Source organism: Bacillus sp. FS02 (genome assembly GCF_024398395.1).
GTDB lineage: Bacteria > Bacillota > Bacilli > Bacillales > Bacillaceae > Bacillus > Bacillus altitudinis.
In genome coordinates this window covers 980241-995835 of the sequence record NZ_CP074101.1, presented here as the reverse complement: position 1 = coordinate 995835, position 15595 = coordinate 980241, and the positions used below count along the sequence as shown (strand labels likewise).

Annotated in this window: 14 protein-coding genes; 9 read left to right on the top strand and 5 right to left on the bottom strand. The window is 40.9% G+C overall.

Annotation, left to right across the window (positions count from 1 at the left end; all coding sequences use genetic code 11):
* Window positions 1–28: 28 nt before the first annotated feature.
* From KFQ09_RS05075 to KFQ09_RS05065, 3 genes are read left to right on the top strand one after another with little or no spacing between them, the layout of a single operon-like run.
* Window positions 29–1648: a DHA2 family efflux MFS transporter permease subunit gene (locus KFQ09_RS05075; RefSeq protein WP_024719937.1), complete on the top strand. Its 1620-nt coding sequence runs from the start codon at window positions 29–31 to the stop codon at window positions 1646–1648.
* Window positions 1649–1665: 17 nt separating this feature from the next.
* Window positions 1666–2190, top strand: a complete 525-nt coding sequence (locus tag KFQ09_RS05070; RefSeq protein ID WP_017366904.1) for a flavodoxin family protein — start codon at window positions 1666–1668, stop codon at window positions 2188–2190.
* A gap of 13 nt (window positions 2191–2203) precedes the next feature.
* Window positions 2204–2563 carry a hypothetical protein gene (locus KFQ09_RS05065; protein ID WP_255836072.1) on the top strand — a complete coding sequence of 120 codons (360 nt, stop codon included), beginning with the start codon at window positions 2204–2206 and terminating at the stop codon, window positions 2561–2563.
* A 114-nt stretch (window positions 2564–2677) separates the two neighbouring features.
* Here the strand turns inward: KFQ09_RS05065 and cspB are convergent, their stop codons facing one another.
* Both cspB and KFQ09_RS05055 read right to left on the bottom strand, forming a co-directional pair.
* Complete coding sequence (gene cspB, locus KFQ09_RS05060; RefSeq protein ID WP_008349061.1) at window positions 2678–2878, bottom strand: cold shock-like protein CspB; 201 nt, start codon at window positions 2876–2878, stop codon at window positions 2678–2680.
* A gap of 211 nt (window positions 2879–3089) precedes the next feature.
* The gene (locus KFQ09_RS05055; protein ID WP_255836071.1) at window positions 3090–4181 is read right to left on the bottom strand and encodes a GGDEF domain-containing protein; all 1092 of its coding nucleotides are present in this window, start codon (window positions 4179–4181) and stop codon (window positions 3090–3092) included.
* A gap of 94 nt (window positions 4182–4275) precedes the next feature.
* Here KFQ09_RS05055 and KFQ09_RS05050 point away from each other — a divergent pair, with 94 nt between their 5' ends.
* Window positions 4276–4656 carry a hypothetical protein gene (locus KFQ09_RS05050; protein WP_008349057.1) on the top strand — a complete coding sequence of 127 codons (381 nt, stop codon included), beginning with the start codon at window positions 4276–4278 and terminating at the stop codon, window positions 4654–4656.
* 35 nt (window positions 4657–4691) lie between these two features.
* On the opposite strand, the gene KFQ09_RS05045 is transcribed toward KFQ09_RS05050, so the two are convergent.
* Window positions 4692–5108 carry a spore coat protein gene (locus tag KFQ09_RS05045; RefSeq protein WP_255836070.1) on the bottom strand — a complete coding sequence of 139 codons (417 nt, stop codon included), beginning with the start codon at window positions 5106–5108 and terminating at the stop codon, window positions 4692–4694.
* A gap of 153 nt (window positions 5109–5261) precedes the next feature.
* Between KFQ09_RS05045 and KFQ09_RS05040 the strand changes: the two genes are divergently transcribed.
* Both KFQ09_RS05040 and KFQ09_RS05035 read left to right on the top strand, forming a co-directional pair.
* Complete coding sequence (locus KFQ09_RS05040; RefSeq protein ID WP_008349054.1) at window positions 5262–5768, top strand: YhcN/YlaJ family sporulation lipoprotein; 507 nt, start codon at window positions 5262–5264, stop codon at window positions 5766–5768.
* A 156-nt stretch (window positions 5769–5924) separates the two neighbouring features.
* Window positions 5925–6800, top strand: coding sequence for a hypothetical protein (locus KFQ09_RS05035; RefSeq protein WP_035392590.1), 876 nt, complete (start codon window positions 5925–5927; stop codon window positions 6798–6800).
* Window positions 6801–6828: 28 nt separating this feature from the next.
* On the opposite strand, the gene KFQ09_RS05030 is transcribed toward KFQ09_RS05035, so the two are convergent.
* Window positions 6829–7473: a spore coat protein gene (locus KFQ09_RS05030; RefSeq protein WP_035392588.1), complete on the bottom strand. Its 645-nt coding sequence runs from the start codon at window positions 7471–7473 to the stop codon at window positions 6829–6831.
* A gap of 143 nt (window positions 7474–7616) precedes the next feature.
* On the opposite strand from KFQ09_RS05030, the gene KFQ09_RS05025 reads away from it, so the two are divergent.
* From KFQ09_RS05025 to KFQ09_RS05015, 3 genes are all read left to right on the top strand, one after another.
* A complete protein-coding gene (locus KFQ09_RS05025) occupies window positions 7617–10979 on the top strand; it encodes a CheR family methyltransferase (RefSeq protein ID WP_255836069.1) in 3363 nt (1120 codons plus the stop codon).
* A gap of 82 nt (window positions 10980–11061) precedes the next feature.
* Window positions 11062–13968: a 5'-nucleotidase C-terminal domain-containing protein gene (locus tag KFQ09_RS05020; protein ID WP_035392584.1), complete on the top strand. Its 2907-nt coding sequence runs from the start codon at window positions 11062–11064 to the stop codon at window positions 13966–13968.
* Window positions 13969–14000: 32 nt separating this feature from the next.
* Window positions 14001–14567, top strand: a complete 567-nt coding sequence (locus KFQ09_RS05015; RefSeq protein WP_025207002.1) for a class D sortase — start codon at window positions 14001–14003, stop codon at window positions 14565–14567.
* A gap of 31 nt (window positions 14568–14598) precedes the next feature.
* Here KFQ09_RS05015 and KFQ09_RS05010 read toward each other — a convergent pair whose 3' ends face one another.
* Window positions 14599–15501: an RluA family pseudouridine synthase gene (locus KFQ09_RS05010; protein WP_035392582.1), complete on the bottom strand. Its 903-nt coding sequence runs from the start codon at window positions 15499–15501 to the stop codon at window positions 14599–14601.
* Window positions 15502–15595 lie beyond the last annotated feature (94 nt).

Below are 15595 nucleotides of genomic sequence, written 5' to 3'. Positions count from 1 at the left end.
ATCAAAAAATGAAAGGAGGTTGTCTGAGATGGCAAATCAACCTGCAGCGACAAAACAGGGAGCAGGCTCCTTGTCTTTACTGATCATTTTAATGGCCGGTTTGTTCGTAGCGATTTTAAACCAAACGCTTTTGAACGTAGCCATGCCCCATTTAATGACTGAATTTAATGTGAGTGCGACGACAATTCAGTGGCTTACAACAGGTTACATGCTTGTCAACGGTGTGCTCATTCCGTTATCTGCGTTTTTAATCACACGTTTTGGCCAGCGCAGCTTATTCCTCGTGGCGATGATTTCATTTACACTAGGGACTTTTATTTGCGGTATTGCGCCAAACTTTTCTACGATGCTGATTGGTCGTTTGATTCAGGCAGTCGGTGGCGGTATCTTACAGCCGCTCGTCATGACAACAATCCTTTTTATTTTCCCTCCAGAAAACAGAGGGAAAGGAATGGGGATTTTTGGTCTTGCGATGATGTTTGCGCCAGCTGTCGGACCAACGTTATCTGGTTATATTATTGAACACTATTCATGGCGTATTATGTTTTATGGACTTGTACCAATCGGTGCGATTGTCATTATCGCGGCTTTCTTTATGTTTAAAAATATTGTAGAGCCTAAAAAAATCAAGCTGGACACTCTTGGTGCGATTCTGTCGATCGTTGGTTTTGCTTCGCTTCTATACGGAGTGAGTGAAGCGGGAAGTGATGGTTGGACAGATCCAATCGTTTTATCTACGATTATCATTGGTGCGATTGCGATCATTCTCTTTATTTTCCAACAGCTAAAAGCGGATAATCCGATGCTTGATTTCCGCGTGTTTAAATACAGCATTTTCTCATTATCAAGTGTTATTAACATTATTATTACCGTTGCCTTATACACTGGGATGTTCTTACTACCGATCTACTTGCAGAACCTCGTTGGGTTTACTGCACTGCAATCGGGGTTATTAATGCTTCCAGGGGCACTTGCGATGCTCATTATGTCCCCAATTTCAGGGATCTTGTTTGATAAATTTGGACCTCGTCCACTTGCCATTGTGGGGATGCTGATTACGGTTGTCACCACATACGAGTTTACACAGCTTACGATTGATACATCTTATAGTCACATTGTGCTCATGTATGCAGTACGTGCCTTTGGTATGTCACTCTTGATGATGCCAGTCATGACTGCTGGGATGAACCAATTACCGCAACATTTAAACAGTCATGGTACAGCGATGTCAAACACACTGAGACAAATCAGTGGTTCGATCGGTACGAGTTTGATCACAACGATTTATACAAATCGCACGACATTCCATTATTCCAATATGGCAGATCAAACGAATACAGCTGATCCGTTCTTTATGAATTCATTCCAAGCGGCTGTCTCTAATGTGATGCACCATATGGGCATGACAGCAGAAGCTGCTCAAAAATATGTGTCGACCCAGCTCTTTACGAAAGCACAAGTCGATTCCAATGTGATGGGCATCAATGATGCTTACATGTGGGTGACATTATTCTGTGCAGCTGGTGTGATTCTCAGCTTGTTCCTGCGAGATGTACGTAAGGATAAAAAGCGAAAAGAAAAGCAGGATAAGAAACAAGAAATGACATTGCTTCCAGCACCTAAGGAAGCAAACCAAGATGCAAGATAAGTGTGGAGGGACCGTACATGAAAATTTATGTCGTATACGATAGTGAAGGTGACCATACAAAAGCACTTGCAGAAGCGATTGCAGCTGGCGCAGGTGAAACAGAGCAAGCTGAAGTGTTCATTGATCATGTGAAAGATGCGGATATCCGCAAGCTTGATCAAATGGATGCAATCATTTGGGGCTGCCCTGGTCACTTTGGTACCATTAGTTCTGGATTAAAGACATGGATTGACCGTCTTGGGTATTTATGGGCAGAAGGAAAACTTATCGATAAAGTCGGTGCCGTTTTCTGTACCACTGCAACAACACACGGCGGATTAGAAATGACGATGCATAATTTGATTACGCCAATGTTCCATCAAGGGATGCTTGTGGTCGGCCTTCCTGGAAATGTTCCAGAAAATGCGTTATACGGCTCTTATTATGGAGCAGGTGTGACGTGCCCGATTGATTCTGATGAAGTGATTTCTACAGAAGGCATTGAGCTAGGGAAAGCATTAGGAAGACGTGTAGCATCAGTCACTGCGTCATTTAAGCGATAAGGAGAGGGTTCTTTTGGCGACGATTATTGTAGCGTTAGTAGCTGCTGTTCTAGTCATTATCGGATTAGTAGCGTTCAATGTCAGACACGCTTCGGCCGAGAAGGAAGAGATCAAAGAAGATGTTTCGAATCATCCTGACGTGCCGCATAGCGAGCCAGAAGTTGCGGCGAGACCTGTAGAGCCTGAAGTGGAAGAAAAAGCGTCAGAGCCTTCTCAGACAGATGATGCTCCGTCAGGTGATGATTTCTATAGACAGGCGCTTCAAAAGTTTAAGCAGCCAGGACCACCTGTCAAAGAAGAAGAACCAGAGACGAAAATGAATGATGATATGTATCGTTCTGCTTTACAGAAACTAAAGCAGAAGGACAAATAAAAAGAGAACCTCTCGTCAGGTTCTCTTTTTTTATTGCACAAAAAAACCGCTGGCATAAAAGCCGAGCGGTTTTCCTTCACTCTATAAAGTGCTAAAAGAGCAGATGCTCTTAAATTACGCTTTGTTAACGTTAGCAGCTTGTGGTCCACGGTTACCTTCAACGATTTCGAAAGAAACTGATTGACCTTCTTCTAAAGTTTTGAAGCCTTCGCCTTGGATAGCAGAGAAGTGAACGAATACATCGTCTTGACCTTCTACTTCGATGAATCCGAAACCTTTTTCAGAGTTGAACCATTTTACTTTACCTTCTAACATGAAATTTCCTCCTAAAGCGATCTTAACGCTTAAATTCACTATTCTTGCTCTTACACAAACTTCAAAGACGAAAACTCTTTCAAAACTTTCTTCTTAAAGATGATACGAACAAAAATAATTACCTTTACTTTACCAGTGTTTGCGGGAAAAAACAACTGTTATACGAAAACTTTTTTAAAAATAATTAGCGCTAACAAATTGAGGAAAAAGCCTATGTTAAGTGTTCTCTTTTTCGTCCAGAAAAGCTCACTTGGTTTCTGCCTGACTGCTTCGCTTTATAGAGCTCCTGGTCTGCAATAATCGGTAATTGTTTGATGTTTTCACTTGTTCCTGCATCATAAGCACATCCAATTGACACCGTAATGTGAATCGATGTTCCGTTTTGTAAATAAATTGGCTGATCCGCCATTTTTTTTCGTAAACGTTCCGCAATTTGCCATGTTTTTTCAACGGAACAATTCGGTAAAAGCACAGCAAATTCTTCACCGCCGATTCGCCCAATATAATCAGAGCTTCTTGTGTTCTTAATTAGCCTTGTTCCGATTTCTTTTAAAACGATATCTCCCTCATGATGTCCATACTGATCATTGATGGTTTTGAAATAATCGATGTCTAGATAAATCAAGGACATTTGATGGATAGGTTGCTTTAAGTTCAGAGAAAAAGCATCACTTAATATCTCATCGAATTTCCGTTTATTTAAAACACCAGTTAAAAAGTCATAATGAGCTTGGAATTTATACAAATTTAACATCTGATACGCTTTTGTTTGATGCTCAATGACATAAAAGTTAAATAAACCGGCAATATACGAGAACATCCAATAGGCAGCATGTAGTTCAAATGACCTTTCATTGACGATGATGATAAATAAAATCGTCGCTATGACGTTGCTCATGGTAATAGATAACAGCATTTTTACGACGTGATTGATATGACGCTCAGCAATTAAAAAAGAAGCTGTGGCGATAAATATCATGGAAAAAATATTAATGAAAGAAGCGACATTGGCTTCGATTAATAATCGGCCAATAATGATCACACAGGCTGCAATGAACGTTTGTGCAATGCCTCCATAAAATGCCGTTAAAATAAGGGGGATATGTCTTAAATCGATGATGGCTGGTCCTGCTTTAATAGAGAAAAACATTAAGAGGACACCGAGTAACCCAGAAATCATTCCTTTAAAAATTTGTCTGAGCAGGGTGTCTTCCTTTTTTAAAAAATTCTCTTTAAACACAAGCATCAATAAATAATGGAAAGTGACAAGAATTGTTAAATTAATAAAGAGGTCTCTTAGCAAAATAAAATCACCTTTTTAAAATTACTAAAATTTGTTGCAAAAGAAAAGAGGAAACAAGATAATTAATAAAAATTTCACTTATGAGGGGTTTAAAATGAGGAGAAAACAATTTCCAGATCGAACGGACTGGCTTTCTTTTTTTGAGACGTGGCCTGATGAAGGATTTGAACGAGATATGCCCATTGAATATCAAGATCTAACGTTTCGGTTTGAGAATGAGGAAGAGCGATTTGTGGTGACGATGTCTCTTGGAGTACAAGAATTTTCTTTGAAGGCTGTTCGAAAAAAGGACGCATCCGTTTTAGGAGTATATGCCTTTAAAACTGTGCGACATGTAGAAATAAAAAAGGATCGGCAGCATGAAAAAGAGCTGTTGATACTATTAGATGGTGTGGAACGGTTTGTTATCACGATTGAAATCACCTTCTTACCTTCCTTCTGCATCATGGTGAAAGAGCATTTTTCAGGAGAATGAACAGGAGCCTTTCTGAAAAAAGGCTCCTGTTTTAGTTATTTGTGCTCGATGTCATTGAGCACTTGCTGAATAGATTCATCATCCATTACATTCATGACACTTTCATCAATGTGAAGAGACTGGGCGTAAGACTCTCTCGGCGGCTGATGAGTTTGGTATGTTTTTGATGATATTTGATGCTGATTTGTTTCATTTGGCTGGACAGCGGTGAATGCCTGCTTGATCATTTGTCCGACTTCAGCCGTGCCTTTTGAGTCTTTACGTGAATGCGAATGGGACTCATGGCGAGATGGCTCATGATGGTGTTGATCTTTGCCTTTCATCATTGAGGACAAATTCATTTGAGTCATGCTGCTAAGTCTTCTCCGTAATAGTGGTGAAAATAATGCAATGATGGCTGTTGATACTGCGATCATTGCACCAGTACTCATACCTTTTCTCTTTTTAAACAAACGAATCCCTCCATTTGATCGTGATGATACTTCTTCATCATGTTTAGGATGACCAATCAAGGCCGATTTATGAATTCATTGCTGAAATAGAGGATGTGTGCATAAAAAGTCTGCTGGATGAAAAACCTATGAGCAAAAGGAGGGAATCAATTGATGAATAAGAAATGGATGCTATCTTTATTACTCGTTCCAACATTGATCACTGCTGGGTGTGGAATGAACAACCAAGGCGATGAACGAAGAGGAACAATGAAACGACAGTACGAAAATGTCACATATAAGAACGACAACATGAGACAGGATCAACCAAATGTACAAACACCTCAGAAGGTGAAAGTGGCAGATAAGGCATCAGAGCTTGTTGCCAACATGTCTGAAGTGAAAACAGCGAACGTACTTGTCACAGGGAAAAATGCATTTGTTGCTGTCGTGCTTGAAGGCAATAAAAGCGGAGATGTAACAGACGATTTGAAAAAGAAAATTTCTGACAAAGTCAAATCGACGGATCAACAAATTGATAATGTGTATGTATCTGCTAATCCAGACTTTGTCGATCGTATGGCAGGGTACGGAAAACGTATTAGAAGTGGAGAACCAATTTCAGGATTCTTCGACGAGTTTACTGAAACGGTTCGACGTGTCTTCCCTGAATCAAAATAGCTACGACAAAAGCCGTATGTCATATGCGGCTTTTTTGTTTGGAACCGCACCTTGCGCACCTGACTGCATAAAGTAAAAAATATATCACCTCTTGTTGATCTTTGTTTTTTCATAGAAAGAGAAAGAGGTTGCAGGATGAATTCAGGTGGGGAGTAAATGAAAGCAAAACCGTCATTAATTCATAAAAAACTTGTAAGCGGAATGATTGCAGCAGGTTTGATTTTTTATGCGTTCACTGCGTACTTGATTTATGTAGCGTTCCAGCTGGCAGAGCAATATCTAGAGCAGCATTCTTCGCCTAAAACGGTCTTAACGGAAGGACTCAATAAGCAAGTCTATGAACATATTCGAATCTACTATGCAGAGGATGAGGGCGCCTTTGTCGATCTGACCATAGAAGCGCTTGAGCAGGCAAAGAAGAGGACGATGTCAGTGTTTCAGTATGAAGCTGATAAACCGTTAGATATCATTTATTTTGATGATAAAGAGACGATTGAGCAATTTGCCGGTATCAAGCATATTACAGGTTTTTATTCTGATGTTGATCATATGATTGGATTATACCCAGATAAACGGGAAGAATTGTTGAAGAAAGAGACACTGCCTTTATACTTTTTCAACACGTTATTCATTCATGAGTATGCCCATTTTGTTTTCTATGAAAAGGTGCATGCATACAATGTATCTCCAGTCGTCTTTCCTCTTTGGTTCCATGAAGGAACAGCAGAATGGACGGCCTATGATGTGCTGAACGCCACGTCTGAACGGTTTGACGTCATTCCTTTTAAATCTCTTTATTCTGATCAAGACTGGCAAGAATCTCGCACGACGTATGAGACAGATGTTTATTTACAAAGCTACTATATGATCTATGAGCTTGTGGAGCTTTATGGACGAGATGTCATACATGAGATCATGGAGGAAACGGCGAAAACTAGTCGTTTTGATAGAGGGTTTGAACAAGCGACAGGACAACGTCTCACAGATTTTGAAGAGCAATTTAAACTGAATTATCAAAGAAAAAACGGCTGACCTGTAAATAGGTTAGCCGTTTTTTTGTTTAATGAAGCGGTTTTTGCTGGTTGGCTTTGCTTGGCGGCATCTGCACTTGTCCCTGCATAGGGGCAAATGTAGACGTCATCGCCTGCATATCTTGAGCTGTAAGCTGCGGAACTTGATAATAGCTATGTTTGTTTTGATATAAGAAAATTTCATACGCCATTTCAATAAAGTTCGGGATTTGCGCTGCAAGCACACGTCGTACCACAGGGTTTGTGACCTCTAATGCAGTCATTGAGAGTAATCCAGCATGAGATTTCATAAGACCAAGCATATGCCCTGTAATTCCCGCATCTTTTACATCCTGTAATGATTGATTTGGCTTCTTAGGTTGAGATGGTTTTATTCCGTATGTCACCTGTGTCTGTTCTTTCATCATATAAGTAGATGTTTCTTCACTAGGCTTTTGACCAGTAGAAAAACAATCTACCGTGACGTTGTACTGGGACAATACAAATTGATATTGTCGATCTAACATGTCGGATAATGCGGGATCTTGGGTAAATTGCCGAAAGATCATGTATTGATCCAAAATATTAATGGTCCCTGCCAATACCTCATGTAAATCAAATAACTCATGCCCGCCATGATTGAATTGGGGCTGCTGGGCATGTCCTTGAACGTTTGTCTGCTGATCGTTTTGCATAAAGAATCCTCCTTCTGTTTATACAGTCTGTTTTAATGTGAGGAAGTTTTCCTCCTTTCATGCAAAAACATTATTTACAATTAGAGGGTTTTCTTCCTTTTTGTCGAAAAAATGTATCAGACGAATGAACATGGGGGTACCAGATGCAGGACAAAATCATTAATCGTTTGATAGAAGACGAACATGTGCAGGCACCAGTGATTGGCATCGGTGTTTCGCCGTTTGAACAGCATCATCTTGAGGCTTTTTTTCAATCATTTCCGCATGAATTAAATGCCTCTTTTATTGTTGTGCAAAATCATGTGACAGGCGATTGTGTAACTGATTTGGAAGCACTTGTTTTACCGATTGGCTACAGGGCAAAGCCGATTAAGCATGGTGAGAAAGTCATGAAAAATACGATTTATGTTTGTCCGCAGCATGCAGCTGTGACATTGACAGAAGACAAACGGCTACACATAACAGAGCAGCATCCTACAAACAAGGCGTGTGCTGTAAATTCGTTGTTTCAGTCACTTGCCAATGTGCAAAAGGAAGAGGCCTATGCGATCTTTTTTCAAAAAGGCTATTGTGTAGGAAGTGGTTTGCTTCAAATCGTTGAGCAAGGCGGTACAGCCATATCGTGCAGTGAGACAAATAGTGGGTTTGATCGTATGTATCATCAAACATTTCAAGACCCTTCTGCACTTGCGTCATATATAGCCAACATCATCAACGTTCCGCATACAGATGTTGCAGACCCTGTTTTGATCAGAATGATTGAACGTCTTGAAATGCATAAAGGAATTGCATTTTCAACCTATGAGAAGCGCAGACTGCTCTCTGTCATTCAAAAAAGAATGAGGAGTGCGAACCAATCGATCTCCTTATTGTCCGAGTACGATCGTTTATTAGAGAGAGAACCAGATGAGCTTGATCGCCTGCATGTACAACTTTTAAGCGGCACGACTTCCTTTTTTAGAGATATGGAAGCCTTTCGAGTATGTGAACATCACATCATTCCGTCGATCATTGATAATACATTGAAAAATGGGAAATCTCGATGCCGCATTTGGATTGCAGGATGTTCTACAGGTGAAGAAGCCTATTCTTTTGCGATGTTATTTTTAGAAGAAATGAAACGAAGACAAGTGTCCATTGAACTTCAAGTGTTTGCAACAGACATCAACCGGAAAGCCATCCAAAGTGCAAGCAAAGGTGTTTATTCGCTTGAGTCTATGGCACGAATGCCAGAAAAATGGAGGGCACGATATTTCGAAAAAAAAGGTGACGCTTTTATTGTGAAGCAGTCGCTTAGAAAACATATTGTTTTTGCTCCTCACAATTTATTGATCGATTCACCTTTTATCCACCTCGATTTTATCAGTTGCCGAAATGTTCTGATGTACTTCCAGCCAGAAGTACAAAAACGAGTCTTATCTCGATTCCAATATGCACTAAAGGATCAAGGGATGTTGATATTAGGACCGAATGAAAAGGTACCCAATATCCCTCGTTTATTTCATTTGTTCAATGAAAAGTGGAACATTTACACCCACTCAAACGTTCCTAAATACAATGCAGGTCATACGGAGTTAAAAGAACGAGCTGTCCAATATATGAAAGAAGTAGAGCAGGAGTATGATGCATGTTTCATCATAGACGATTGCGAGAAAATCCTCGCGATATCAAACGGTGCCTATTCTTTCTTAGCGCATGCAGAAGTCTCAGATGAATTATGTGAATATGTAACCCCTGATTATATGAAAGAGATACTAAGTCAAAGCTTTCAAAAGGTATGGACTGAAGAGACTGAGGTTGTTTTTCAACATGTCCTCATTTCAGAAAATGGAAGAAAGCAGTATGCAGATTTTACAGTGAAACATTTTGATCGCCGTTTTAAAGGAGTATACGTCATTCTCATTCGGAAGAGTGAGAGAGGAAAAAATCAAAAGAACGGCAGGGACAAAGGGATGTTAGAGCAGAATTCGGTTTATCAACAGCGAATTGTCGATTTAGAAAACGAGCTCAATGAGGTCAAACAAAAGGAGCAAGAAGCAAGGGCTCAATTAAAAGAAATAAACAAGCAAATAGAAGTGCGCGAGAAAACAAACGAGCATTTTATTAATATCATAAACAACTTAAAGGTGACAAGAGAAGAACTGTACCGGCCGTCTGTGAAGCCAGAACTTGCCACGTTGTTTGTGGACCGGGAAATGAATATTCGCTATCACACTCCTACAGCTGCCTCTTTATTCACTTCAGCTCAAACCCGGCACCAGCAAACGTTTCAGTCGATGGTCAAGAAGTTATCGAAGGAAATGCTCTATCATGATATTCAATCTGTCATTTCAGATAGGCGCGTGATCGAACGTGAAATTGAAACGAACGAAGGAGAACAATTCACGGTTCATTTGACGCCTTTCTATGATCAAGATCGCGAGGGAGCAGTGATGACCTGGATCAAAATGACCGAAATGACGAAATTGAAGCAGGCTCTTCATCTTGCGGTGACAGCACTTGATAACAGCCATATTCATATTGTGGTTGCAACGGGAGAAGGCGTTATTCAGTGTGTCAACCAGCGCTTTTGTCAGTTTGTACAGCAGCATGAATATGACTTGATCGGAAAAGATATTTTTTCTGTCTATTATGCGTTGTGTCAATGTGATGATCTAGTGAAACAATGGGACGTGTGTTTAAGAGAAGGCAGCTGGACAGGTGAGCTGTATTTTCAGGACTTATCAGGGCGTGAGCGATGGGAAAGAGTCTCTTTACACCGAATCGATGACCCTGACAAAATGCAGTCTACTGTCATGCGGATTTCGGAGGATATTACAAGTCAAAAACAGTCTGAGAAAATGCTGATGAAGTCTGAAATGCTGTCAGCAGTTGGACAGCTTGCAGCTGGTATTGCCCATGAGATACGTAACCCACTTACGTCGTTAAAAGGCTTTTTACAGCTAATGATTCAAAGTAAAAAGTATCAGAAGGATTATGCCGATGTGATGATGTCAGAGTTTAATCGGCTTGAGTCTATTATTAACGAATTCCTTGTGCTCTCTAGAAGCAAATCTGTTAAATTTGAACCGGTGAATGTGAATCTTTTGCTCGAAGAAGTCATTATGGTCGTTGAATCTCAGGCGGTCTTAAAAGGAGTGTCGATTCAAAAGAATCTGGCGCCCTCTCTGCCACATATTCAAGGCATTCCAAATGAACTAAAACAAGTGTTCCTTAACATTCTTAAAAATGGAATTGAAGCGATGGATGGAGTAACAGGTGTGATCCAAGTGACTTCATTATTGAAAAACGACCAAATGATGCTGATATTTGAAGACCAAGGAAAGGGCATACCAGAAGACGAGATTGGGAAATTAGGTGAACCTTTTTACACAACGAAAGAAAAAGGCACGGGTCTTGGATTAATGATGACCATTAAGATTATTGAAAGCCATGGCGGTACCATTCGTTTTGAGAGCAAAAGCTTTGAAGGGACACGTGTGATTATTACGTTTCCAAGTAATTGAGATAAGTTTTACACGAAATCCATCCAGTCTCAATATTTGCTTTGTACACTAGAAGAGATGAAGTTCAAAGGGGAGAAATCTAATGAAACGTATACAATCCATTCGAATGGTCTGTTGTTTGATTTTGGTGATATTTAGCCTGCAATCTTTACTGCCTAGTATGATGACAGCTGAGCCGTTTAGTGTTTCTGAGAAGAAGGACACTTTGTGGAAACAAACAAAGCCGATGAACATAAAAAAAGCTCGCAAACTGATAGGAGAAACGGTGACGGTGAGCGGTATCGTAACAGCAGATCAATCCGCTATAGGGAATGGGAAACTATCAACATATATTCAAGACAAAACAGCTGGTCTCAATATTTATTCTGCGCAGCCTAAAAACTTCCCAGAACTAAAAGCTGGCATGAAGGTCACGGTGACAGGCAAGATCACGACTTATAAAGGGCTCATTGAAATTGTGCCAGATCAAGACCATCTGAAGATTGATGCTGTGAATCAACCATTGCCTTCGCCAAAGAGAGTTTCAGTGAAACAATTGGAAACGGATCAGGCAGGTAAATATGAAGGAAGATTAGTGAAGATAAAAGGCTATGTAGAACAAGCGCCAGATCAGCCAGCTGGCGGTGGATACAATGTGGTCATCATCGATAAAAAATATCATAGCACAGTCCTTAGAGTCATGGTTGATACGGGTGCCATTGAACAAGTGAAGACCGGAAAATGGTATGAGTTTACTGGCGTTTTAAGCAGATATGATACGCTGCAAGTACTTCCAAGACACAAAACCGATGTCAAATTGCTGAAGCACCAGCCAAAGCCGCCAAAAATCAAAAAAGAATATGAGGCAACGGTAGATCGTGTTGTGGATGGAGATACCATTCATTTGAAGAAGCCTGTGCTCGGCACAACAAAGGTACGCTTCGTGAATATGGACACACCAGAAACCTACCACAAGCCAAAAAATGAATTAGATCAAAACCAGCTGCGTTTTGGACAAAAAGCGACGGATTATTTAAAAACCCTTCTTTCAAGTGGTGATCGAGTCACATTAAAGATTGGCCCGGAAGCAAAGGATGGATATGGACGTCTTTTAGCTCAAGTCAAAACCAAAAAAGGGCTGAATACGAACCTAGAGCTTGTGAAAAAAGGATATGCCCCTACTTATTTCATTTGGCCTGTTGGAGATGAAAAAGAGTATCAGATGTTCCAGCAAGCAGTGAAAGATGCCAAGGAAAAAGGGCTTGGTATTTGGAATAAAGAAGATCCTCTGCTAGAACAGCCGTTTGAATTTAGAGCACGTGAGCAGAAAAAAGGGCTCACACGTTATGTTGGTGATTCATCTGCAAAAACCTACGTATCACCTGACAGCTGGAATGAGATCGATGTGGATAAACGTATCTTTTTTGCTTCTAAAGAAGAAGCAGAGCAGGCTGGATATCAGGCGTCAGAATCATCCAGTGAAGTCCCATTAACCATTTTAAGCATGAATGATTTGCATGGTAAAATTGATCAGCAATATGAGCTGGAGGTAAAAGGTGATGGCAGTAAAGGAACGTATGGACGGATGGATTATGTGGCGGCTTATATGAAACAAAAGCAGGCTGCGCAAAAAAATACGATAACAGTTCATGCAGGAGATATGATAGGCGGAAGCTCGCCAATATCTTCTCTTTTACAAGATGAACCAACCGTTGAACTAATGGAGAACATCGGCTTTGATGTTGGGACAGTTGGCAACCATGAGTTTGATGAAGGTGTGGATGAACTATTGCGCATCTTAAAAGGTGGAGATCACCCGAAAGGCACAAAAGGATACGATGGGCAGAATTTCCCGCTTGTTTGTGCAAACTGTGAATACAAGGATACTGGCAAACCACTTTTACCAGCCTATGAAATCATGGATGTCGAAGGAATTCCTGTAGCTTTTATCGGGGTTGTGACAACATCAGCGGCAGGTATGGTCATGCCAGAAGGAATTAAAGACATTCAATTTACTGATGAAGTCAAAGCTGTCAATGAAGCAGCGAAGGAATTAAAGCAAAAAGGGATTAAAGCGATAGCGGTTCTGGCTCATATGACCGCCTCTCAAAATGGTGATACCATTACTGGAGAAAGCGCAAGGCTCGCCAAAGAAGGTGATGACGAAATTGATGTCATTTTCGCTGGCCATAATCACGAAGTGGTCAATGGAGAAGTGAATGGAAAATTAATTGTCCAAGCCTTTGAATATGGAAAGGCGATTGGAGAAGTCAATGTCACACTTGACAGGAAAACAAAGGATATTGTCAAAAAGAGTGCAAACATCCAGTATGTAGACCAGGCTGGTATTGAAAAGGATCAGGAAGCAGCGGACATTTTAGCCCATTACGGAAAAGAAGTGGAGCCGATTATTAGTGAGGTTGTTGGAGAAGCTGGCGTCAAGATGGAAGGTGGCTATTCCAATGATGGTGATACACCACTTGGCAACCTCATTGCGGATGGCATGAGATATTCAATGAAAAGTGACTTTGCCATGATGAATGGCGGCGGGATCAGACAAAATCTCGAAAAAGGACCGATTACTTGGGGAGACCTCTTTAATATTCAGCCATTTGGAAATGTGTTAGTGAAGCTGGACATCAAGGGGAAAGATTTAGTTGATATCATTGAAGCTCAAATATCTCCTCAATTTGGACCAGATTATAGCATTTCAGGCTTTTCTTATTCGTACGATCCGTTAACATATAAAGTAGTCGACTTAAAACTGTCTGATGGTTCTTCCGTTGATTTCGATAAAACGTATACACTCACAGTGAACAACTTCATGGCGACTGCCACTGGAAGTAAGTATGCACCGATTGGGCGGCTAGGGAAAAATCCGGAAACAGGCCCAGAAGATTTAGAAGCAACGGTCGCTTTTGTAAAGAGCTTCGAGGGAGCTTCTATTGTGTATCAAAAAGAGGGCCGAATTCAACAAGCGAAACAAGAAGAAAAGGCAGCAGCAAGCTAAAGAATCATCAGCAAAGACAAAGGAGTTAACGCATGAAAAAATGGCTTGCAGTGATTGTCATGTCAGCGGGAATTGTGGTGCTTGGCTGGGGAATCTGGCAAATCGCTTCTACTCACTTACAAACAGCACATTCGTTAGAGGAAGCAAAGAAGGTCGTAGAAACTGATCAAGGGATGACAAAGGAAAAATTTTCACCTGAAATGGGGAAAGCCTCTGGCATCCTGACCATTCCGAAATTAAAAGCCGATTTGCCGATTGTTGAAGGGACAGATGCGGACGACCTTGCCAAAGGCGTCGGTCATTATAAAGGCAGTTATTACCCTGATCAAAATGGACAAATCGTTTTGTCGGGACACAGGGATACGGTCTTCCGCCGGACTGGTGAACTGGATATTGGGGATCAGCTGAAAATCACTGTACCGTATGGTGAGTTTGTTTATGAAATCACGCATACGAAAATTGTGGATCAGCATGATACATCCATTATTACCTTACAAAATAAAAAAGAAGAGCTTGTGTTAACCACATGCTATCCATTTCATTTTGTCGGCAACGCACCAGAGCGGTACATTATTTATGCGAAAAGAGCATCTGTCTAACGTCAAAAGAGCCTGGATCAGGCTCTTTTTTCTACATATTGTCCATTAATTCAGCCATATCAGGTGGGAGCGGTGCTTCTATCGTCAGCTTTTCACCTGTGAATGGATGGTTCATGTCTACTTGTTTGGCATGAAGGGCGCATCTGTTTATCAGGTCACGCTTCCCGCCATATAATGTATCGCCAGCTAAAGGATGCCCGAGACTGCTAAGATGGACCCGAATTTGATGCGTTCTGCCTGTTTCTAATCGCAACTTAACGGCCGTCACCTGTAAACGTTTATTGAGATGGAAGACCTCATAATGAGTCTTGGCGCTTTGACCAGTAGGAGAAACCCTCCTTCTGACAGCATGGTGTTTATCACGTCCAATGGCTGCTTGGATCGTTCCTTTCTTTTTCTTAAACAGTCCTTGTGCGATGGCAAGATACGTTCTGTTAATTGCTTTTTTTGAAAGCATTTGATCGAGTACAGCATGTGCCAACCTGTGTTTGGCAAAAATGACGGTGCCACTTGTGTCTTGATCCAGCCTATGTATATGTCTGACCCGCTTTTCTTCTCCATTTGCTTGAAAATGGAAAGCGACTAGATTCGCCAGCGTACCTGTTTGTCCTTTTTCATTTGGATGCGTCGGTCTTCCAGCAGGCTTTTGGACAACTAATAAATGCTCGTCTTCAAAGAGTACCTCTAATTCACCGTATTCTGGCGTCACATCACTTTCTTCCGTCTCAAATAAATCAATGATAATCTGATCACCTGTACTCACTTTTGCAGCATGGTGGGCAGGTTTTTGATTGAGACGGACTTTTTGGTGCTCCATCCAAAAATGGATAATCGGTTTAGAGGCAGACACTTCGTCTTTTAAAAATTGACTTAAGGAAATGCCATTTTGCTGCTCACCTACTTTTAGGGAGAGCGTGTGTCCTTTTATGATCATGATATTCGTCCTCTCTTTGGGTATATATAGGAAACACTTACCTTAGCGAATGCCTTTTTTTCTGTGCTATTCTGAATGGAGTAATAACGACAGA